Consider the following 22,811-nt stretch of genomic DNA (forward strand, 5'->3'; position numbering starts at 1 on the left):
TTATGAAATTAATTCAAGAAAGTAAAAAATTACAAATATAATGTTAAAAAAACTGTTAATTCATTTGTATTTGCTGATACTAACGGATAGATAGAAGTTAAAGTGTTGTATTTATTAGTAAATAAGGTGATTAAGCTGAGCAAATTCATTAATTCTTTAGAGGAGTTTGTGTTTTGGTATCCGTTAGTTATATCTTTATTTTGGATTGCCGGATCAAGACTTTTTTTTCGATATCGAGAAAAGGGAAAAGAGATTAATTTTGATGAAATTGATTGGCCACTAATTAGTATTTTAATACCGTGTTACAACGAGGAAGAAACGATTCAAGAAACAATTGAATATTTGGTTGAAAGATTACCCACTAAAAGAAATTGTTGCTGTAAATGATGGGAGCAAAGATTCAACCTTTAAGATTTTAGAAAAAATGGCAAATAAACATCGTGAGGTTAAAGCAATTGATTGTAGAGAAAATAGAGGGAAAGCCAATGCACTACATATTGCTTGCCATGCTTCAAAAGGAGAATTTTTAATTTGTATCGACTCAGATGCTATTTTAGCTCCTAAAGCTGCGCATTACCTTGTTTATCATTTTCTTCATAAAGGAGAGAGGGTAGGGGCCGTAACGGGAAATCCAAGAAATAGAAATCGAGACACACTTTTCAGTAGATTACAAATCGTAGAATATTCCTCAATTATTGGGGCGATTAAAAGAACTCAAAGAAATATTAGGGAAAATTATGACCGTCTCAGGCGTAGTCGTTGCGTTTCGGAAAAAAGCACTTGTAGATGTAGGGTTATGGGACCGTGACATGATTACAGAAGATATTGCAGTATCTTGGAAGCTTCAAGAAAGATTTTGGGATATTCGATATGAACCTCGTGCACTATGTTGGATGCTAGTTCCAGTAACACTTAAAGGAATTTGGAATCAAAGAATTCGTTGGGCACAAGGTGGACAAGAAGTAATCATACGATATTGGCGATTATTATTGGACTTGCGGCATAGAAGAATTTGGCCAATTTATCTTGAACAATGGGTTAGTTTAATATGGTCTTTTTCTTGGTTATTTGTGACAATTTACTATTTAATAACAGCTGACACTGTACAGGAATTTGTCATTTGGATGACTTTTTCTTCTTTCTCACTAGTATTCATAAGTCTAATTCAGCTTTGGATATCAATAAGAGTTGATTTATCATACGATAATATTAAAGGATACTATTTTTGGGCTGCATGGTATCCAGTCATTTATTGGGTTCTAAATGCAGTGATTGTTATGTTTGCATTACCTAAAGCAATTAAATCTAGAATAAAAGGTGGTTATGCAACATGGACAAGTCCAGACAGGAGAAACAGGAAAATGGAGTAATCGTTCATCCAAAGAAAAATTGGTTAAGTGAATTAATAATGACCATCACAACCTTAGTAATGTTGATTTATTGATAGTAGTAATAGTTTACTTCATTAGTTCGCTAATAAATTACAATAATCGATATATAAATATAATAAAGTACTATTTCAAAATGACAAATCACGACATACGTCTTTTTATTTTATTTGTAATGCTATTGTGGATAGTTTTTTATTTTGGTCTTTTAGGTTGGAAATTTTATAATCTGAGAAGATTAGGAGCATTAAATAGAAGGAAGTACCCGAAATATACAACAAAAGAGGATCTATTAAATTTAAAGCTTATGTCTGAAGAGGATTATATTAAATTACAGAATTCAAAAGTTATTATCTTTGAAAAAAATCCGATTCGTGAGTTAAATAATCAAATAAAAAAATAAATAATCTAAGCAAAAAAGTAGAAGATTCTTTTGTATTACTATTAATTAGGTTAAAAACTATCCACATACTAACAGGTAGAAGCCATCTACCTGTATTTTAATTTTTTATCAACATGTGGATAAGGTGAGGTGTACACAGTTTTGTACACAAGAATACATTTTGTAAACAGTTGTACACAATAAAGTATACTTGTACACATTTCTGTATACTTTGAGTTTAATCAATTTCTTAAGTACCACATAGGTAGAATACAAACATTCAGAAAATATTTCTAATCAAAAAATACAATGTATACACTTTCGTAAACAAGTACACATTTTTGTAAACAATTGTATACATTTTTGTTTACTTGTATACGAAAATGTATACAAGGTTGTGTGTTTACAATTTTGTATACAAGATGACAGTTTAATTACATTTTTATAATAGTTTAGTATGGAATATTGACCAGATGGCTAAATTTAGATAATCTAAAATCAGAATTATCTATATAATATGTAAACCTATTAACGAAAGGGATGATTTATTTGGTAAATGCTCGTATAGCTGCAATTGATGTAGGAAACGATTCACTCAAAGGAATTTTTGGGAAGATGGATTCTGAGATTAACATTCCCAATATTATTGCGAGGGATACAGAAGATCGTCCAATCATTGGGATAGAGGAATTAGACAACCAAGATCCAGTTGATGGAATACATATTCGCGTTCACTCCCCTACCCTAAAAGAGAATAATACTGTTTATCGTGTAGGAAACTTAGCAACAAAAAGTAGTAATGCAACTGAATTAGATCCTGGGAGTAATAAGTCTGAGGAAGATCAAACACTTATTATGTTATTTGCAGCACTTGCATTAGACGCAGCCAGAGAAGAAAATAAACAGATTGTAAAAACCTCTAATAATGTAATTGAGGCAACATACATTTTAGGAACTGGCCTTCCACTTAGAGAAGTAAAGGAAGGAAAGGACGTAGGTTATCGATCACGATTACTAGGTTCAGTTCACCAAGTAGAGTTTTTAGTAACACCTAGACATCAAGGATTAAAAGTTAATATTAAATTTGAAGATGTTAAAGTTTACCCTGAAGGATTTGCCGCTTTTATTAATCTAGTTATGGATAATCATTTAAACATAATTAACAAAGACCTTATCGATAAAAAAATCCTTATTCAAGACATCGGTGGGTTATCAACTGATATTGCAGTCATTCGAAACAGAAAGGTAGATGACGATAAAGCTCAAGGCTTTAATCTAGGTGTAGCAGAATCCCTAGAAGCAATTCGTGAAGAGATTCGTTCCAGACATGGAGTTGAACTTGATAGCCGAAGAGATGTTGTAGAGATTATTACTAAGAAGAATGACCGAAATCATATAATGGTTAAAGGTAGTCGGACAAGCGTTCATGATATTGTTGACCGAATTCTACTAGAATTAGCTAAAAAACAATATCGCCATTTACGAAATATTTGGCAGAAAAACTCTCAAACAGAAATATGCTATTTCATCGGTGGCGGATCTTTAATCTTAAAAGAATATCTTAAAACACTTAATAATAACCTAGATGGCTATAATATTGATTTCTTTGAAGATGAGAAGGAAAGTATCTGGATGATGGCGAATGCTTACTATAAACTAATTGCTGATTTTGAAATAAAAAGAATTAGAGAAACTAGAAGAGAAGCACAACAACCTCAAAAAGAAGAACAAAAAATGTCTAAAGCAAAATAAGGTGATTCCATGAAGGAAAAAGAATTGACGAGGGGACAACCTATTACATTTCGTATCCCTTCCGATACGCCTGATCAAATCATAAAACATTTGCAACAGCTTAAGCAAAACGAAAGGCGAAACTTTTCAAGTAAGATTGCTGAGTACGTATTAAGCGGAGTAAATGAATCATTATCAAAGCAGAGGCAAACAATCACGATTCCACTTCCTAAGGGTCTAGATAAAGCTCAAAGAGATTGGTTAAAGCATGAACATTCTGAGGCGCTTTTAGGCAGTATTGTGTACCAATTACTATCCAACCCAACTCGTACAGCCTCACTTATTACTTCACTAAATAGTAATAGTCTAGCAATTGAGGAAGCTCTGTATCTTCAAGAAGAAGAAACGGGACTAGAACCTGAATTAGAGCCTATTCAAACAGAAATCCGTACAAGGGAACGGAAAGTACTAAGTAAAAATGATAACGATTTGGAAAACTTTAATTGGGAAATTGCAAGCAAAAGTGAAATTTCTGCAGCTAAAGACGAAATTGAAGAGGAAGATATGGATAGTCTCCTTGGAGATTTCCTTGCACAAATGAATAAATAATGAATCAAAGGGGACCGTATAAAATACGGTCCCTTTTAATTCATTTTACATTATTTAATATCATTCTGAGAGATTTGTGATAATGCTTCGCCAGCACTCTCGTCTGACTGATCTTGTACGGCTAAATCTCCTAGTGAAAGCATTCCAATGAGATTTCCGTTTTCTACGACCGGCAATCTTCTTATTTGATGTTGAGCCATTAAACTTGATGCTTCTTGAAGACTTGCATTACAGTCAATCGTTACAATATTATTAGACATTACTTGGGAAATATTTGAATTTCCATTACCAATTCCACGCAAAGCTAAGTCTCGGTCTGTGATCATTCCAACAACTTGACCATTTTCAACAACTGGAATCGCACCGACATTTAAAGACTCCATTTTACTTGCTACTGATTGTAAAGAATCTTGATTTGTACAACATTCAACATTACTCGACATAACGTCTCTTACTTTCATAAAAATACCTCCAAAAAAATATTATTCTGACTGAGATATTATTTGTAGTATCTATTTAATTATTCGGAGTATTAGTAGACTTTTGTTGAATAATGTATTTTACAAGTTTTCTCTAAGTAAATCTATTTTTATGCGGATTGAAGTGAATTTCTTCTGAGAAATTGCGGTAAAACGATCCCTACTAAAATTAAGATGATGCCAAAATATTGTGAAGTGCCAATTGTTTCCTTTAATACAATTGCTGACATTAAAGTTGCTGTCGGCAACTCGGCTGCTCCTAAAATAGAAGCAACACCAGATCCGGTTAATGGTACTCCTTTTGAAAACATTAAAGTAGAAAAGAAAGGTCCAAGAAAACCAAGGATTAGACCATATTTTAACATTATTTTGCCAAACAAATGTAGATCAGTAAAAAAAGTAGGCGGTAGGATGATTGTACAAATGATAAAACCACCTGTTATCATTAATGCCGTTTTAGTGATTGGGTTAGTATGAATAGCTACCCTTCCGCTAAGGAGAATAAACGTACTATATGAAACTGCGGACAACAACCCGAATAAAACTCCTATCCAATTCAATGAACCAAGTCCATTTGATAAAATATTTGTAGCAAAAAGTGTTCCGATAATAAGTGGAATTAATGAAATTAATTTACTTTTCTCTGGTAGTCTTCGATTGAAGACTGACTCTAGTAAAACACCAATCCAGGTGAACTGGAACATCAACACAATAGCTAATGATGCAGTGATATATTGTAAAGCCAAATAATAAAACATTCCAGTTAAACCAGTTGTTGACCCTAACACTATAAGTAATAGTACATTCTTCTTTGTAGGCTTTACATATTGATTGTTCCTAGACTTAGATGATCTACTTTTATTAAAGAGGACAGTAGACCATAATAATAGTGCGCCAACAAGCATTTGAATACCGACGACATCATTTACAATAAAACCATCACCATAAGCTAATTTTACAAAGGTAGATAAAACGCCATAACAGACAGAGCCGATGATGATATAGAGTATGCCTTTCAAGATAACACCCCACTTAATAAGAATAAAAAAGAAGTAAAGAGGAATGGCCTCTTTACTTCAGACGGCTGATAAACGCTCTCTTTCTTCGTTACTTCGTCTAACTTCGGTGCTCATTACCTTCTAGGGTAACTCCGCTCCTCTTAAGACTTCGCGCCTTGAAAGACAAACATTTTCTATCAGTCTGAAACTTAGCTTTTTGGGATTATGACCTATGCGACTTTGGTCTAATTTCATATTCTCTTGTTGAGCTAAGATAGATATTTCTCCGGTAATATTACATTTCTTCTAAAATACCTTTAACTAAGTTAACGAATTTCGTTCTTACCATGCTTGCTACTTCGATGACTTCCTCATGGTTTAAAGGCTGGTCTAAAATGCCGCAAGCCATGTTTGTTAGACAAGAGATACCTAAAACCTTCATACTTCCATGAACAGCTACGATTGCTTCAGGAACTGTTGACATTCCTACAGAATCGGCACCAAGCGTACGGATCATACGGATTTCAGCAGGTGTTTCATACGAAGGACCGCTCCACCATGCATATACACCTTGCTGTAATTTAATATCTTGTTTTGCCGCAATATCTAGTGCAAGACTACGTAACCCTTTGTTATATACTTCAGAAACGTCAGGGAAGCGAGTTCCTAATTCTGGGTTATTTGGTCCAATTAAAGGATTTGTTCCTACTAAATTAATATGGTCAGTAATCAGCATTAAATCACCTGGGTTAAAGCTTGTGTTAACAGCACCACAAGCATTTGTTACGATTAATTTTTCCACACCAAGTGCCTTCATTACGCGTACAGGGAATGTTACTTCATCTAAAGTAAAACCTTCATAGTAATGGAAGCGACCTTTCATTGCTACTACAGATTGCCCTTTTAATTCACCGATTACTAATTCATTAGCATGACCTACTGCTTCAGATTTAGCAAAGTGAGGAATTTCGCTGTAAGGGATGACTACAGAGTTTTCGATTTCATCTGCAAGAGTACCTAAGCCAGAACCTAATATTAATCCAATTGATGGACGGTAGTTTGTTTTATTTAATATAAAATCTCTTGTTTCTAAAATTTGTTCAGTTTTATGCATTTATTTTTCCTCCTAATATGAGTAATAAAGTTGGGATAAAAAAATCTACTAAAATATTCATACGTTCATCATCAGTCTAATAGATAATGACTTACTTGTAAATGAACTAAATTCCATTTTGGCAAAAAGTTTTTGGTATTTTATTTAAAAAGCTGTAATAACACTGCATAACTAGCTATACTTAATTCATAAAATATAAAAAGTAGAATAAAGAATAGATCAGAAATTAAGATTTGATTTGGAGGAACCAATGATCAGGCAATTTGTAGGCTACCAGTCACCTAAAGTCAAAAGTTTAAAGCTTTTATATAGCCTAATACGAAAATTAGGACCAATAAAAGTTAGTACGTTAACTGAAATGACAGGATATAAGCATACTACCTGTGTTCGGTTATTAGAAGAGTTAGTACAGGAAGGGCTTATATATGATAGTGGTTTAGGGGTTTCAAGCGGTGGAAGGAGACCAGCAATGTATGTGATTAATCCATCTGCTTTTTACTTAGTGGGTGTAGAAATTACGAATTTATTTACAACCGTGCTATTGCTTGATTTAAACCTGTCTATTATAGAATCCAAGAAATTAAAGATGAGTAGTGAGAGTACAGGAGATTTTACGTTAAACTTTGTTACGAAAAGTGTAGGTGAATTATTAGTTCAAAATAATATTAGTAAAGAAAATTTATTAGGAATTGGTATTGGAGTCTTGGACCCAATCGATCCAGAAAAAGGTGAAATGATTAACTCGGAGTCATTCTTAGCTGGTGGATGGGAAGATTTAAATATTGTTCATTACTTAGAAGAAGCTAATCAGTGCCCGATATTTTTAAATAATGGTACTAATTTAGCAGCCTTAGCAGAGTACCGACTAAATTATAGTAAAGAAAGTGAGAATATTGTATTTGTCTCAAGTGATATGGGCATACGATGTGGAATTATTCAGCAAGGTAAACTAATAAGCAATAAATACGAAATGGATGACGCTTTTGGACATATAATTGTAGATATCCACGGAAAACGTTGTTCATGTGGTTCTTATGGTTGTCTACAAGCGTACAGTAGTTTACCAGCAATAAGAGAAGAAATGATTAAACGCATAAAGCGTGGAGAGAGTTCTTCTTTGAAGAATGAAATAACAGATGTCGAACAAATTAGCTATCATCAAATTCTTGAGGCTTTAGAGAAGGAAGATTCACTTTGTTTGGACATAATAAGAGAGGCAGCCAATTATTTTGGTATTGGACTTACTAATCTTATTTATATTGTACGACCTGATATTGTCATTTGTGGAGGTACATTAGTTCCTAAGCCATTATTCTTTGATGTAGCATGTGAAGTAGCACAAGGAAGAATGAAACAGTATCCTAATAGTCCTGTTCAAATTAAAAAATCAACGACCGCGTATAATATCGTCGCGCAAGGAGCGGGCTGTATCGTATTTGATTACTTCACTGAAGAACCTGTTTAATAAAATAACCGTTAATCTTTATTGAGAACAATAAGAGATTAGCGGTTATTTTATTAATTTCCATAGGATGACGATTCGTTCTTCTCTATTACCAAATAGTTCTAGAAAGCTTGTTGGTCGCCAATTGAAGTAACGAAATGATAGTTTTTAACTTTTTTTCGTAAAGTAGAGAGCTGTTTCCTTTTTTCCTATATCTCATTTTCATGCAATTTGATTCAACTTGTAAATGTCGAATTTCCATTGGTGCACTTCCAAAAGTTATATATATATTTCAATAACTTGAAGCGATATCCTTTCCATTAAATTAAACAAGACCCTATTACTAGCGATTTCCATGGAAATGATCAAGGGTTGGGAACGTTTACAAAAAAACGCTTGCAATCCTGTACGTACAAGAATATACTAATCTTGTACGTACAGGATAAAGTTTATTAATCTAAAAATAAATAATGGATGCTCGAGGAGGGGATATCATGAGCCGATTTAGTGATGATGCAAAACAATTACTTCAGTACATTGGTGGTAAAGAAAATATCGCTACTGTAACTCATTGTGCAACGCGTATGCGTTTTGTGCTTAAAGATGTTAAAAAAGCTGATGAAAAAAAGATTCAAGAAATAAAAATAGTCAAAGGTACTTTTACACAAGCTGGACAGTTTCAAGTGATTATCGGGAATGAAGTATCTATGTTTTATAATGATTTCGTCAAATTAGCTGGGGTGGAAGAAACTTCGAAAGACGAAGCTAAAATTGCTGCAAGGCAAAATATGACTTGGATTCAAAGACTACTTGCTCATTTAGCAGAAATCTTTTCACCATTAATTCCAGCCATTATAGTTGGGGGTCTAATTTTAGGTTTCCGTAATGTAATTGGCGATATTAAACTACTAGATCATGGTACAAAAACTCTTGTCGAAACCTCTCAATTTTGGGCAGGAACACACTCTTTTTTATGGTTGATTGGTGAAGCCATTTTTCATTTCTTACCAGTAGGTATTACATGGTCAATTACAAAGAAGATGGGCACGACTCAAATATTAGGTATCGTTTTAGGGATCACCCTTGTTTCACCTCAGTTACTAAATGCATATGCAGTGGCAAGTGGGGCTGTACCTCCAGTTTGGGATTTTGGTTTCACTAAAATTGATATGATTGGTTATCAAGCCCAAGTAATTCCAGCTATATTAGCAGGTTTCACATTAGCAATTTTGGAGACAAATATTCGAAAAATCGTCCCAAGTGCAATTTCAATGATTATAGTGCCTTTCTTTGCGCTAGTACCAACTGTATTAATAGCACATACAGTGCTAGGTCCAATCGGTTGGAAAATCGGTTCAGTTATCTCACATATAGTTTATTCAGGTTTAACATCTTCATTTGGATGGCTATTTGCCTTAGTATTTGGATTCTTCTATGCACCATTAGTTATTACAGGTTTGCATCATATGACAAACGCAATTGACCTTCAATTAATGAGTCAGCTTCACGGAACTAATTTGTGGCCGATGATTGCTTTATCAAACATAGCTCAAGGCTCGGCAGTATTAGCAATCATTTATATGAATAGAAAGAATGAAGAAGAAAAGCAAATCTCAATTCCTGCTGCGATTTCGTGTTACTTAGGGGTAACGGAGCCAGCAATGTTCGGTATTAACTTAAAATATGCATATCCTTTCTTAGCAGCCATGATTGGCTCCGGTATAGCTGCGATTGTTTCAGTTGGTTCAGGTGTAATGGCGAATTCGATTGGTGTTGGAGGTCTTCCAGCTATTTTATCTATTCAGCCAAAACATATCGGAATGTTTTCTGTCGCAATGTTAGTTGCAGTCGTTGTCCCATTTATTTTAACGATTATTTTTAACAAGAAAAAACTGCTAGTGAAAAACTCATAATTATTTAAGAGGAAGGAAAATTATTTTTCCTTCCTTTCGAATTTAGAAATCAAGGAGATTATCAAAATGAAGGATTTTAAGAACAGTGTCGTATATCAAATTTATCCTAAGTCTTTTTATGATTCGAATGGAGATGGCTTTGGAGACTTAAAAGGAGTTACCAAAAAGCTTGATTATTTAAAAGAATTAGGTGTTGACTACATTTGGCTTACTCCATTTTATGTATCTCCTCAAAATGATAATGGTTATGATGTCGAGGATTATCGAAACATTGATCCAGTGTATGGAACAATGGAAGATTTTGATGAATTAGTGAAGGCTGCTAAAAGTCTTGATATAGAAATCATGTTAGATATGGTTTTTAACCATACTTCATCAGAACATGAATGGTTTAAGAAAGCCCTTGATGGAGATGAAAAATATAAAAATTACTATATTTTTAGTGAAGACAAGGATGGAAAAGAGCCAACGAATTGGATTTCTAAATTTGGTGGTTCAACATGGGAAAAGGTTGAGAACTCTAATGAGTATTATCTACATCTGTTCGACAAAACCCAACCAGATTTAAACTGGGAAAATACAGAGGTACAAAATGAAATATTCGAGATCGTTAATTTCTGGATTAATAAAGGAGTAAAAGGGTTTCGACTGGATGTTATAAATCTTATTTCAAAGCCAGAAGTGTTTATTGATGACGAAATTGGTGACGGTAGAAAGTACTACACAGACGGTCCGCGAATACACGAGTATTTAAAAAAGCTAAATAAAGAGACGTTTGGAAGGAGTGAAGAAATCATTACAGTTGGTGAAATGTCTTCAACTTCGATTGAGCATTGTATTCAATACTCAAATCCTTCCGAAAATGAGTTATCGATGGTTTTTAGCTTCCACCATTTAAAAATTGACTATAAAGATGGACAAAAATGGTCATTAAAGGATTTTGATTTCATGGCCCTTAAATCAATTTTGGATCAGTGGCAAAAAGGAATGCAATCAGGAAATGGTTGGAATGCTTTATTTTGGTGTAATCACGACCAACCACGTATTGTTTCACGAATCGGAAATGACCAGAAATATCATAAGGAATCTGCCAAAATGCTAGCTACATCAATGCACATGTTAAGGGGCACTCCATATATTTACCAAGGTGAAGAAATCGGAATGCCTAATCCTAAATTTGACAGAATTGAAGACTATCGAGATGTAGAAAGCTTAAATTACTATAAAATATTAAAAGAAAGTGGAGTTCCGGAACGAGAAATATTAGCTATTTTAAAGAGTAAATCAAGGGATAATTCTCGTACGCCTATGCAATGGAATGCATCTAAACACGCTGGGTTCACAACAGGAACACCTTGGATTTTGACTGGGAAAGATTTCGAACAAATAAATGTTGAAAAGGCTCTTACTGATGAAGATTCTGTATTTCATCATTATAAAAAACTCATTAATTTAAGAAAAGAATTCGACATTATTTCGTCAGGTTCTTATCATTCATTATTATTGGATCATGAAAAAATATTTGCTTATATCCGAAAGCATAGTAATCAAATGTTATTAGTAATAAATAACTTTTATGGCGAAGATGCAGTATTTACATTACCAGAGGAAATCGACATTAATGGATATGACAAGAGGTTATTAATTTCAAATTATAGTGAAACAAGTCAAGATTTAAATGAATTTACTTTACGTCCGTATGAGTCTATTTGTTACCTTCTTGAGAAAAATGAGAGAATATAATAAAATTTTTCCTAGGTGATGAAAATGAACGCAAAGTATATTTCAATCTATCATAAGTTAGTTGAACAGATTGAAAAAGGTGTTTTTACTGTTGGTAGTAAAATACCATCTGAAAAGTCTTTAATGGAAAAATTCGATGTTTCTAGGGATACAATCAGAAAATCATTACAGATGCTTGAGCAGAATGGTTATATTAATAAAGTTAAAGGTAAAGGATCATTTATTTTAGATACCGCTAAATTGAATTTTCCTGTAACAGGTTTAATTAGTTTTAAAGAATTGTCGAATCAAATCGGTAGAGAAGCAGAAACGATTGTAGAAATTCTTGAAAAAAAGAAACCTAGTAAATTTTTAAGAGAACAACTGGAAATAGATGATCAAACGGCGATTTGGAAAGTAGTAAGAGCTAGAAAAATCGACGGGAAAAAAATTATTTTAGACAAAGAATATTATAATTGTGAATATGTCGAAAAACTTTCAAAATCAATCTGCGAAGGGTCAATTTTTGACTATATAGAAAATACATTACACTTAAATATTGGCTTTGCGAAAAAAGAAATTGTAGTACAAGCATGTACAGAAGACGATCAAAAATATTTAGATTTAGATGGCTATGATATGGTAGTCGTTGTAAATACTTTCGTCTATTTAGACGACGGTTCTTTATTACAATACGGCCAATCACGACATCGACCTGATAAGTTTAAATTTGTCGATTTTGCCAGAAGAATTCAACAGATTAATGAATGATACAAAAAAGCTTTATCCAATTGGATAAGGTTTTTTGTATTATAGTTAAGTTAAAAAATTGCTATTAATACAAGTGTATACTATGCTTAATCAGGCTTATAAAGGTAATAAACGACAAAATCATTATTAAAATAGGAAGACGAGTGAATAGATCCGATTAGTTTACAAAAAAAGCTAGAGGTTGCTCTAATTCATCAATTTTAACTGACAGGTCACACTATAAAAATTGATTATGGTAATAATGAGTAAAAAAGAAAACGATTGGATGGGCTTATGGATAAAGAAATGAATATAAAAGTAAAACAAAAATTTGTACGAGATTATAAAAATGGGTATCCATTAATTTCAAAAGAATCGATCCTAAATAGTAAAGACTTAATAAATGAAGGAACACTAATTCGATTAGTGGATGAACGTAATGGTTTTATTGGAAAGGGATACTATGGAAAGCAAAATAAAGGTTTAGGCTGGATTCTTACCCTTAAGGATCATGAAAAGATCGGTCCCAGGTTATTTGAAGATAAAATCAGAAAAGCAATCAAAGACCGCCAAGCATTTTATAATAGCTCTGATACGACAGCATTTAGAGTATTTAATGGAGAAGGGGATGGAATTGGTGGATTAACAATTGATTTTTTTGACGGATTTTATTTAATTAGTTGGTATAGCGAAGGAATCTATCAGTTCAAAGAATGGATTATTCAAGCAATCAAAAATACTGTCGAATTTAAAGGAATCTATCAGAAAAAGCGCTTTGATACAAAAGGTCAGTATATAGAAGAAGATGACTTTGTAATGGGTGATCGAGGTCAATTTCCTATTATCGTAAAGGAAAATGGGGTAAATTTTGCTATTTATTTAAATGATGGAGCGATGGTAGGGGTATTTTTAGATCAACGTGAAGTTAGGAAACTAATTCGAGATAAGTATGCTTACGGGAAAACCGTTTTAAATACTTTCTCTTATACAGGAGCATTTTCGGTCTTTGCAGCAGTAGGTGGGGCAAGTAAAACAACTAGTGTTGACTTAGCAAATCGAAGCTTAGATAAAACAAAAGAACAATTTAACATTAACGGAATCGATCCCACTTCTCAAAGTATAATAGTTGAGGATGTATTTCATTATTTTAAATACGCAGTTAAAAAGAACCTTTCATTTGACATGGTAATACTAGATCCGCCAAGCTTCGCAAGGTCTAAAAAACACACATTTAGTGCGGAAAAGGACTATAAGAATCTGTTGAAAGAAGCAATTACGATTACAGAAAATGATGGTGTAATTGTTGCATCGACGAATTGTAGTACTTTTGGAATGAATAAATTTAAAGGTTTTATTGACACAGCGTTTAAGGAATTAGACGGTCAATATAAATTAATGGAAGAATTCAGCCTTCCAATTGACTTTAAAACAAATAAGCAGTTTAAAGAGGGGAACTATTTAAAGGTAGTCTTTATTCGTAAAATTAAATAAAAAATTGGACTGACAGATAAGTCAGTCCAATTTTTTTACTTTGATGCTGCTTTTTGTTCATATAATTTGATCACTTCAATCATAACATTCGTTGCTTTAATCATATTGTCGATTGAAATGTATTCAAATTTACCGTGGTAGTTTTCTCCACCTGTAAAAATATTCGGAGTAGGTAGACCCATATATGATAGCTGTGAGCCGTCTGTGCCACCACGAATTGGTTCTACAATTGGTTTGATGTCTAGATTCGTCATTGCCTCATAAACGATATCAACAACCTCTTTAACAGGTAAAATCTTCTCTCCCATATTGTAGTACTGGTCTTTTAACTCTAATATAATGCTGTTTTCACCATATGTTTCTTTTAATCGATCTACTATATTCGTTAAAGTCTCTTTTCGATTAACAAATTTTGTTTTGTCATGATCTCTTATAATGTAATGCATTATTGTTTGCTCTACATCGCCTTCAAATGAAACTAAGTGGTAAAAACCTTCGTAACCTTCAGTTGACTCAGGAGCTTCTTCAACAGGTAATAAATGATTTATTTCCATGGCAATTTTCATAGAATTTATCATTTTACCTTTAGCGGTACCAGGGTGTACATTTTTACCTTTTACCGTAATCATTGCACCAGCGGCATTAAAGCTTTCGTATTGAAGTTCACCTAGTGGACCGCCATCCATTGTATAAGCATATTTAGCATCGAATGCTTTTACATCAAACTTATGTGGTCCTCTACCAATCTCCTCATCCGGTGTAAAAGCTACTCTAATTTTACCGTGCTTGATTTCTGGGTGTTGGACTAAATAGTCCATTGCAGTCATAATTTCTGCAATACCAGCCTTATTATCTGCTCCTAGTAATGTCGTTCCATCTGTTGTTATTAATGTATGACCAATATATTTACTTAACTCCGGAGAGTGGCTTTTTGACAGTACAATATTTAAACTTTCATTTAAAACGATATCTTTTCCATCATAATTTTCAACTAGCCCGGGTTTAACATTTTTTCCTGTAAAATCTGTCGCAGTGTCTAAATGTGCTAAAAACCCAATTGTCGGAATGTCTTTGTCGGAATTTGCCGGAAGTGTAGCCATTACATAACCATTGTCATCCATTGTTACGTCGACTAATCCAATTTTAGTTAACTCTTCTACTAACATACGCCCCAATGTTAATTGACCAGGGGTAGAAGGGCATGTTTCACTACTGGCATCTGATTGTGTATCAACTTTTGCATAACTAATTAAACGATTAATTAACTCATTTTTCATATGAAAATCTCCTTTTTACATTTCATAATCTGTAAGTAATACGCTTTCATTTTTTAATTTAGTGAAAAGAGGCTACAAGTATATTGTTTGTAAGTAAAATATTACGTAGCTCTCTTTAAATTTAACATGCTTTTTGCAATTAAAAACTGGGCAGAGTAGTAGGTAATCATGATTAATTCATGACCATACGTAACGCTTTCTACAAATAGGTCCCATGATAAGATAGAATCTGAAATAATGAATAATAGACTTCCACAAATAGCCCATTTATTCCCAGTCATAATAGCTGTAAATACCATCATTGAAATAGCCACCGAATATGCAATTACGGGAATCACTAAGTTTTCTTGTCCACTTTCGTTTAATGAATTTACTAAATTAGAACATAAAATAAACGCGTAAATTGCTATTGGAATGATCGTTAGCATACGGTAAATTGAAAATTTCCATTCTGTTATAAAACCAGCAGTATAAAACAAGTGACCAATTAGAAAAGCGCTTAAACCAATAACAAACCAAATTAACGTTCCGTCACCAATCATACAAAATATGAGACCTAAAAGAAGAAGTGTACGATATTTAGATGATTGAATAGGCCTTTGTGAAGAAGCATAAAAAATAATCAACAACATTGGAATTACCTTAAATAAGATTTTTACGCTTACAGGTTCTGAAGGAATAAAGAAGATATAGAGAATACTAAGTAACAAAATCAGTATAGGTAGATACCTCTTCAAAATAACATTACCCCTTTCTAACTATTTCCTTTTTATTAAATATTATCAGTGAAAAATGAAAAGAATGCTATTAGAAAAATGAAAGGGGAATCTATTAAACTATAAAAAAAGCAAACCAGAGGTGGTTTGCTTTATGTGATCGCCATACCGTATGAGTGAGCAATTTGTCCATTCGAACTTGAAGTTTTTGCAATAATAACAGTTGTTCCAACATTTATTTGATCGAATAACCATTCAATTTCACTGTTGTGCATTCGGATACAACCGCTACTAACTGATTTTCCGATCGAACTCTCATTAGCATTTCCGTGTATCCCATATGAGTTTCCAGGAGAGCTACCCATACTTAAACCCATCCATCTTTTACCTAGTGGATTATTTGGAGCTCCTCCAGGAATATTTTCCTTATACCATGGCCTATTTTTAATTTTATTTAAGACTTTAAATTTTCCAGTAGGTGTAGGGGAAGATGCTTTTCCTGTTGCTACTCTAAATGTTTTTACTAGCTTGCCTTTATTGTAATAAGATAGTTTATTCGTTTTTGTATTAACAATTATTAGCTGACCATTTGAAAGTGGTTTAGAGCTCTTAGCCTCGGTAAACGAAGGTTTACTTTGGTTCCCAGCTGCATCAATAGCTTGTACTTTAATAGGAGTAAACGCTTTCAATTTACTTACTTTAAATGAATAACTGCCATACTTTGATGCGGTTATTTTCGCTACATATTTATTCTTTAGATACAATTTAACTGAAGCCTTTGCTTCTGTTTTTCCACTAATGACAGTAGAGTTTTCTTTTACTGTTTGAATTGTAGGTTTTGAAGGTGCTGTGCGATCTAATACACGAATTGAAACAGGTTTGCTTTGATTTTTACTCTTATCAATTGCAACAACTTGAAGAATCGAATTTGCCTTTTGTTTAGCCATTTTTATATTAAATTTTCCTGCCGAATTTACTTTCCCTTTCACTAGTACTTTCTTGTTCAAGTTAACGATGACATCAGCATATGGCTCGGACTTACCCGATATATTTTGAGAATGGTCTGAAATTGAAGATATTGAAGTGACTGAAGGTGCAATGACGTCAGAAACGGTTGACGTAGCAAATTTACTTTTTATTCCAATTGAAACACCAACTATATTTATTTTAGTAAATGCCTTTAGAGGTTTTGTATTAAAGCGATAATTTCCTTTTGCGTCCGTTTGCACATTGCCTACTAGTTTTTTATTGATGGATAGTTGGACGCTACTATTTTCTAAAAATGTTCCATTAATAGATGTAGATTTATTTGTAATAGGATTAATGATTGGAGTTGGTAAATCTTTAATCAAAAATTTTACTTTCTGATCTGATACAGGTAGAGTTTGATCACCGAGTGTAATGGAACTTAATTGATAAGTGCCTTTTGCAAAAGAACTAGTAACACCTATTTTTCCAGAATAATAAAGATCTGAAGAAGATGGATTTTTTAGTAAAACTTCCGTCACACTAGCTCCATTTTTAAATGTTAAAGCGACACTGTCGAAATGTTTTTTAGTCGTTACGCCAATTTCAATCGATTGCCCAAAAGTGGCTTCAGTAGTGTTTAAATTTAGATTATCTATATAATTCGATAACTCATCATCACTAAAACCTGGAGAAAAAGAAGTTGCGTTAGCCGTGGGTAACAAGAATAAAAATACCCCTAAAAGTACAGATATAATTTTATTAAACATTGTCCCTCTCCTTATATATGGAATTAATTACTAAATTTGCCGTATAAGGGATGGATTCCTTTGTTTTTTTAGAAAAATAAAACGTCATTTTTCAGCAAAAAAAAGGGCTTGTGTTGAAAAAACAGGAAGGGCAGGGAAAAAAGGAAAAACAAGCAGAACACAATTAGAGTGGCGATTTATGTAGAATGAATGATTTATGAAATCTTTATTTTTTCAAAGCTCAAGCAATTTTAATAATCCTTCAATTTACTTTTCCATTCCTATATTCCCTTCCCTTTCCTTTCCTCCGCCGTTAATGTTAAAGTTAGTTAATAAGAAAATTGTAGATAAATTAAGGAGTACGATATGAGCAAAACTGTAGTATTAGCAGAAAAACCCTCAGTCGCAAGGGATATCGCGAAAGTGCTGGGATGTCATCAAAAAGGTAACGGTTTTTTAGAAGGTAAAAAATATATTGTAACCTGGGCATTAGGGCATCTTGTGACTTTAGCAGACCCAGAGGGATATGATAATAAGTATAAATCATGGAATTTAGAAGATTTGCCAATGATTCCAGAAAAATTAAAGCTTGTTGTTATTAAAAAGACTGGCAAGCAATTTCAAGCTGTAAAAACTCAATTATTAAGAAAAGATGTTTCAGAGATCATAATCGCAACGGATGCAGGGCGAGAAGGTGAGCTTGTTGCTAGATGGATCCTTCAAATGGCAAAGGTTAACAAGCCCATTAAAAGGTTGTGGATTTCTTCTGCAACAGATCAAGCTGTAAAAAAAGGATTTGAAAACTTACGCAATGGAAAGGAATATGAAAACTTATACTTATCTGCTGTAGCAAGAGCTGAGGCAGATTGGATTGTAGGAATTAATGCAACGAGAGCTCTTACTGTTAAGCATAATGCTCAACTTTCTTGTGGAAGAGTTCAAACACCTACACTTTCGATGATATTTGAACGTGAAAAAGAAATAAAAGAGTTTAAGCAACAAACTTTTTATGGATTACAAGTATTAGCAAACAACGTAACCTTTACGTGGCAAAATCGTAAGTCGAATGATACAAAAATTAAAACAACTGAAGAGTTACAAAAAGTTATTGGTTCGATAAAAGGAAAACAGCTGAAGATCATGGAAGTTTCGACAGCAGAAAAAAAATCTTTTGCTCCTCAGCTTTATGATCTAACTGAGCTCCAAAGAGAAGCTAATAAAAGATTCAACTTTTCACCTAAAGAAACCTTATCCATTATGCAAAAGCTTTATGAGCATCATAAAATTGTCACGTATCCGCGAACTGATTCAAGATATTTATCATCAGATTTAGTTGATACTTTAAAGGAACGTCTATCGGCTTGTAACATAAAGCCTTATGGAAAAATCATTATGAAATTAACGAATCAACCGATTAAAGTTAATAAGACATTTGTAGATGATAATAAGGTTTCTGATCACCATGCGATCATACCAACAGAGCAGGCACCTATATTAAGTGAACTTTCTTCAAAAGAATTTAAAATATATGAACTAATCGTAAGAAGATTTTTAGCAGTTTTACTACCACCATACGTATATGAACAGGAAAAGGTAATTGCAGAAATTAATAATGAGGTATTTGTTGCTAAAGGAAAAAGAGTTAAATCACTAGGATGGAAAGAGGTCTTTAAAGACGAAGACGAAAATGAAAGTACGGAAGATCAAAGATTACCAATAATGAATGAAAATGAGAATATCCAAGTTACGAAAGTAAATGAGACAAAAGGGTATACAAAACCACCAGCATACTTCAATGAAGCGACACTTTTAAGTGCAATGGAAAATCCGGTTCATTTTATGTCTGGAAATCGTAATGATTTAAAGAAGACAATTGGTGAAACAGGTGGATTAGGAACTGTTGCGACAAGAGCGGATATTATTGAAAAACTTTTCAGTAGCTTTTTAATCGAAAAAAAGGGAAAAGATATTTTCATAACAAATAAAGGAAAACAATTATTAAACCTTGTTCCTGAGGCCTTGAAGTCACCAGCATTAACAGCTGAGTGGGAGCAAAAGCTACAAGCTATTTCTAAAGGGAAACTATCTAAAACTAAATTTATGGGTGAAATGATTAATTTTTCTTCAGAAGCTGTTAAAGAAATAAAACAAACTGAACAAAAGTTTAAGCATGATAACATGACTAGTACGAAATGTCCGGAATGCGGAAAGCTAATGCTAGAAGTGAACGGTAAGCGTGGTAAAATGTTAGTTTGTCAGGACAGGGAATGTGGTCATCGAAAAACGATTTCACAGTCAACGAACGCGAGATGTCCAAATTGCTTCAAACGTTTAGAGCTTAGAGGCGAAGGAGAAGGTCAAATTTTTGTATGCTCTTGCGGTCATAGAGAAAAACTTTCTACCTTTAAAGATCGACGCTCAAAAGAAAAAAATAGTAAAGTTTCTAAGCGAGATGTTCAAAAGTATTTAAAACAACAGAACAAACAAGATGATGAGCCATTTAATAACCCATTTGCAGAAGCTTTGGCTAAGCTAAAAAAATAATAGAAGCAGGAAAAAAAGGTTGCTTTCCTGCTCTTAATTCCAGTCGTTTGAGATTACTCAACGACTGTTTTTTTTCGTTCACTGGCATAGTCATTTACTATTTCACTATAGTGATCGTCAAAATACGTTTCTAGTTCTTTTTTTATCTTCTTTGATAGTACCGGACTTTTACCTGAAGTCGAGACCGATATGATTAAATCTCCTCTGCGAACGACTGCAGGAGTATGGAAATCACTATTATTCTGATTGCTTACATCGTTAAACCATTGGAAATCTGTAGTACAGTCCTTGACGAAATTATTTATTTTCTTATCATTTGTTGCTGCAATAACAATATGAGCATTCGTTAGATCATCTTTTTCAAAATACTTTTTAATCCATGTTATAGTAGGTAATTGTTTTAATTCATCGCATATATGAGGGCTAATGATTGTAATTGAAGCACCACTTTTTAAAAATGCTTTAGCTTTACGAAAAGCAATTTTTCCTCCACCGATGATTACGATCTTTTTATTTTGAAGTGAGAATACTAATGGAACCATTTCAGTCATATAATCGCTCCTAACTATTGATTGAACATACACTAACATTTTATCATAAGTATTGCTAATAGTTAGAAACCGACTGAAGAATAAGAAATGGAATGATTTTCATGTCTTTTATTGGAGAAATAATACACATTTATTAATATTTCAATAAAAGTTCACTTTTTAGTAAGCAAAAAAGTAGTTTTTCTGTTAGGATAGTTAGTATTATTTTTTTTGAAAAGATAATGATAAGATTGGAATCTAATTTAAAGAAAAGGTGAGTATTATGTTTAACAAATTAAAAAAGATGTTCGGTTTAGAGGAAAATGAACAACAAGCTGGTTCTGCTCCTGCCTCAAAAGAATCAGTTAAAGAAGTGGTAATTAAAGCGCCATTAACTGGTGAAATACATCCACTATCTGAAGTGCCAGATCCAGTATTTGCTGAAAAAATGATGGGTGATGGATTTGCTATTACGCCTTCAGAAGGAGTTGTCGTTGCTCCATTTGATGGAGAAATCGTACAAGTATTCCACACAAAACATGCGATCGGAATTCGTTCAAAAAATGGTGTTGAAATCTTAATTCACGTTGGTTTGGAAACAGTTAAACTAAATGGTGAAGGCTTCGACGCACATGTAACGGAAGGACAAAATGTTAATGCTGGAGATCATCTATTAACATTTAATATTGATTACATAAAAGAAAATGCAAAAAGCACAATTACTCCAGTTATTTTTACAAATGGAGATGCACTAGAAAACATTAAAGTAACAGCAACTGGCTCAGTTCAAAAAGGTTCAGATGCAGCAATTGCTAGTTTAAAATAAAAAAAATAGCCCGAGGGCTATTTTTTTTATGCTGTTCTTACTTTTAAACGCTGTCTTCGTTTTACACTTAAACCAATAAACAATGGTTTTATTGTAGGTTGAGATTCAATAATAAACTTCTTCGTAATCATAGGTACAGCTAATCCGATAATTGTGTACAATAGTGGACCATAATCGAAGAACTGTGAAAAAACAGCATTTGCGAAAATATGGATGTACATAATCGTTAAAGATTCCTTACCCAAGACAGTGTAAGGCTGTATAAATTGTAATTTTGCGAGCTTTTGACATAAATAAAGGACTGCAATTGTCATTGTAATTGGAATTAATGCATCCAAAAATAAATGGTTATATCTTAAATACTTAAGACTTAAATGATAATCTAATTTATTCATTTCATATAAGGTCATATAAACGATACTAAGCGCAATACAAGAAACTCCTAGTAAATTAGAAATTGATGCAATTAATTTTTTGGCAAAGAATCCTAATCCTAAAAAGAATATAGCTAGTAAAGCGACATCCATATTCCATGGGATTGAAATTTGATTAAAGGTGTTTTTACCGATTTGTGGAATTAATTTAATTGTTTCGAAATGCGCAAGTAAATAGCATGCAATGACAATGAGAAGACGCACACTATTCTTTTTAAAGTATAGACAGATTAACGCAAATAATATTTGTGTAATAAATAAACATGTCACATACCAAAATACTCCATGCACTCCAGTAATAAATCTTCCACCAATTAATAATGAAATGACTTCATTTGATAAATTCGATAAGCTGATTGTTCCATCTAGTATTTCAATTAAAATGTTATATAAACTAAATAAAATTAAATACGTACAATAAGGTACAAGCAATCTACATGTCAGTTTTTTGATAAAAAATTTAAGTTCATTTAAAGAATTAACCGGTTTAAATAAATAACCACTAATAATAAAAAATAGTGGCATATGGAACCAGTAAATAAATGTAATAGAATTCGGACCTTCTGTAGAATGACCATAAACAACCAAAAAGATACCGATCATTTTGGCAACATCCAACCATCTTTCACGATCTATTTTCATTTTATCACCTTGTTTTTATGGCTGTTAATCGAAATTACATAGCCAATTTATTTTAATAATGTCCAACATATTGTAACTGATGAGTATTACAAAGTGACAACATGGA

Annotated in this window: 19 protein-coding genes; 11 read left to right on the forward strand and 8 right to left on the reverse strand. The window is 32.9% G+C overall.

The window, feature by feature from the left end:
- The first annotated feature begins 346 nt into the window (after window positions 1–346).
- The 4 genes from COC46_RS22550 to COC46_RS03595 all read left to right on the forward strand — a co-directional run bounded on the left by COC46_RS22550 (window position 347) and on the right by COC46_RS03595 (window position 4,110).
- Entirely contained in the window at window positions 347–808 is a 462-nt protein-coding gene (locus tag COC46_RS22550; RefSeq protein ID WP_255294798.1) for a glycosyltransferase family 2 protein, read from the forward strand.
- On the forward strand, window positions 738–1,370 hold the full coding sequence (locus COC46_RS22555; protein WP_255294799.1) for a glycosyltransferase family 2 protein: 633 nt from the start codon (window positions 738–740) through the stop codon (window positions 1,368–1,370). The genes COC46_RS22550 and COC46_RS22555 overlap by 71 nt, the downstream gene beginning before the upstream one ends.
- Before the next feature lie 949 nt (window positions 1,371–2,319).
- On the forward strand, window positions 2,320–3,522 hold the full coding sequence (locus COC46_RS03590) for a ParM/StbA family protein (protein ID WP_098808390.1): 1,203 nt from the start codon (window positions 2,320–2,322) through the stop codon (window positions 3,520–3,522).
- A 9-nt stretch (window positions 3,523–3,531) separates the two neighbouring features.
- The gene (locus tag COC46_RS03595) at window positions 3,532–4,110 is read left to right on the forward strand and encodes a hypothetical protein (protein ID WP_098808391.1); all 579 of its coding nucleotides are present in this window, start codon (window positions 3,532–3,534) and stop codon (window positions 4,108–4,110) included.
- Window positions 4,111–4,160: 50 nt separating this feature from the next.
- Here the strand turns inward: COC46_RS03595 and COC46_RS03600 are convergent, their stop codons facing one another.
- The 3 genes from COC46_RS03600 to COC46_RS03610 all read right to left on the reverse strand — a co-directional run bounded on the left by COC46_RS03600 (window position 4,161) and on the right by COC46_RS03610 (window position 6,701).
- A complete protein-coding gene (locus tag COC46_RS03600; protein WP_255294800.1) occupies window positions 4,161–4,571 on the reverse strand; it encodes a CBS domain-containing protein in 411 nt (136 codons plus the stop codon).
- A 128-nt stretch (window positions 4,572–4,699) separates the two neighbouring features.
- Window positions 4,700–5,608 carry an EamA family transporter gene (locus COC46_RS03605; protein WP_098808392.1) on the reverse strand — a complete coding sequence of 303 codons (909 nt, stop codon included), beginning with the start codon at window positions 5,606–5,608 and terminating at the stop codon, window positions 4,700–4,702.
- 274 nt (window positions 5,609–5,882) lie between these two features.
- Entirely contained in the window at window positions 5,883–6,701 is an 819-nt protein-coding gene (locus tag COC46_RS03610) for a purine-nucleoside phosphorylase (RefSeq protein WP_098808393.1), read from the reverse strand.
- A gap of 250 nt (window positions 6,702–6,951) precedes the next feature.
- Between COC46_RS03610 and COC46_RS03615 the strand changes: the two genes are divergently transcribed.
- The 5 genes from COC46_RS03615 (at window position 6,952) to COC46_RS03635 (ending at window position 14,021) form a co-directional block, all read left to right on the forward strand.
- Window positions 6,952–8,166, forward strand: coding sequence for an ROK family protein (locus COC46_RS03615; RefSeq protein ID WP_098808394.1), 1,215 nt, complete (start codon window positions 6,952–6,954; stop codon window positions 8,164–8,166).
- A 473-nt stretch (window positions 8,167–8,639) separates the two neighbouring features.
- The gene (treP, locus tag COC46_RS03620; RefSeq protein WP_098808395.1) at window positions 8,640–10,058 is read left to right on the forward strand and encodes a PTS system trehalose-specific EIIBC component; all 1,419 of its coding nucleotides are present in this window, start codon (window positions 8,640–8,642) and stop codon (window positions 10,056–10,058) included.
- A 66-nt stretch (window positions 10,059–10,124) separates the two neighbouring features.
- Entirely contained in the window at window positions 10,125–11,801 is a 1,677-nt protein-coding gene (gene treC, locus COC46_RS03625) for an alpha,alpha-phosphotrehalase (protein ID WP_098808396.1), read from the forward strand.
- 18 nt (window positions 11,802–11,819) lie between these two features.
- The gene (gene treR, locus COC46_RS03630) at window positions 11,820–12,551 is read left to right on the forward strand and encodes a trehalose operon repressor (protein WP_218012442.1); all 732 of its coding nucleotides are present in this window, start codon (window positions 11,820–11,822) and stop codon (window positions 12,549–12,551) included.
- A gap of 273 nt (window positions 12,552–12,824) precedes the next feature.
- Window positions 12,825–14,021, forward strand: a complete 1,197-nt coding sequence (locus COC46_RS03635) for a class I SAM-dependent rRNA methyltransferase (RefSeq protein ID WP_098808398.1) — start codon at window positions 12,825–12,827, stop codon at window positions 14,019–14,021.
- A 35-nt stretch (window positions 14,022–14,056) separates the two neighbouring features.
- Here COC46_RS03635 and pepT read toward each other — a convergent pair whose 3' ends face one another.
- The 3 genes from pepT to COC46_RS22095 form a co-directional block, all read right to left on the reverse strand.
- The gene (pepT, locus tag COC46_RS03640; RefSeq protein ID WP_098808399.1) at window positions 14,057–15,298 is read right to left on the reverse strand and encodes a peptidase T; all 1,242 of its coding nucleotides are present in this window, start codon (window positions 15,296–15,298) and stop codon (window positions 14,057–14,059) included.
- Between the two features lie 101 nt (window positions 15,299–15,399).
- Window positions 15,400–16,035, reverse strand: a complete 636-nt coding sequence (locus COC46_RS03645; RefSeq protein ID WP_098808400.1) for a lysoplasmalogenase — start codon at window positions 16,033–16,035, stop codon at window positions 15,400–15,402.
- A gap of 131 nt (window positions 16,036–16,166) precedes the next feature.
- The gene (locus COC46_RS22095) at window positions 16,167–17,750 is read right to left on the reverse strand and encodes an Ig-like domain-containing protein (RefSeq protein ID WP_176545046.1); all 1,584 of its coding nucleotides are present in this window, start codon (window positions 17,748–17,750) and stop codon (window positions 16,167–16,169) included.
- Window positions 17,751–18,095: 345 nt separating this feature from the next.
- Between COC46_RS22095 and COC46_RS03655 the strand changes: the two genes are divergently transcribed.
- Window positions 18,096–20,273 (forward strand): DNA topoisomerase III, encoded by a 2,178-nt coding sequence (locus tag COC46_RS03655; RefSeq protein ID WP_098808401.1) that lies wholly within the window; start codon window positions 18,096–18,098, stop codon window positions 20,271–20,273.
- Window positions 20,274–20,326: 53 nt separating this feature from the next.
- Here COC46_RS03655 and COC46_RS03660 read toward each other — a convergent pair whose 3' ends face one another.
- Window positions 20,327–20,824 carry a precorrin-2 dehydrogenase/sirohydrochlorin ferrochelatase family protein gene (locus COC46_RS03660; RefSeq protein ID WP_098808402.1) on the reverse strand — a complete coding sequence of 166 codons (498 nt, stop codon included), beginning with the start codon at window positions 20,822–20,824 and terminating at the stop codon, window positions 20,327–20,329.
- Between the two features lie 262 nt (window positions 20,825–21,086).
- Here COC46_RS03660 and COC46_RS03665 point away from each other — a divergent pair, with 262 nt between their 5' ends.
- A complete protein-coding gene (locus COC46_RS03665) occupies window positions 21,087–21,629 on the forward strand; it encodes a PTS sugar transporter subunit IIA (RefSeq protein WP_369700012.1) in 543 nt (180 codons plus the stop codon).
- A 26-nt stretch (window positions 21,630–21,655) separates the two neighbouring features.
- Here COC46_RS03665 and COC46_RS03670 read toward each other — a convergent pair whose 3' ends face one another.
- Window positions 21,656–22,705, reverse strand: coding sequence for an acyltransferase family protein (locus tag COC46_RS03670; protein WP_098808403.1), 1,050 nt, complete (start codon window positions 22,703–22,705; stop codon window positions 21,656–21,658).
- Window positions 22,706–22,811 lie beyond the last annotated feature (106 nt).

This window comes from Bacillus sp. AFS041924, assembly GCF_002577195.1.
Lineage (GTDB): Bacteria > Bacillota > Bacilli > Bacillales > Bacillaceae_G > Gottfriedia.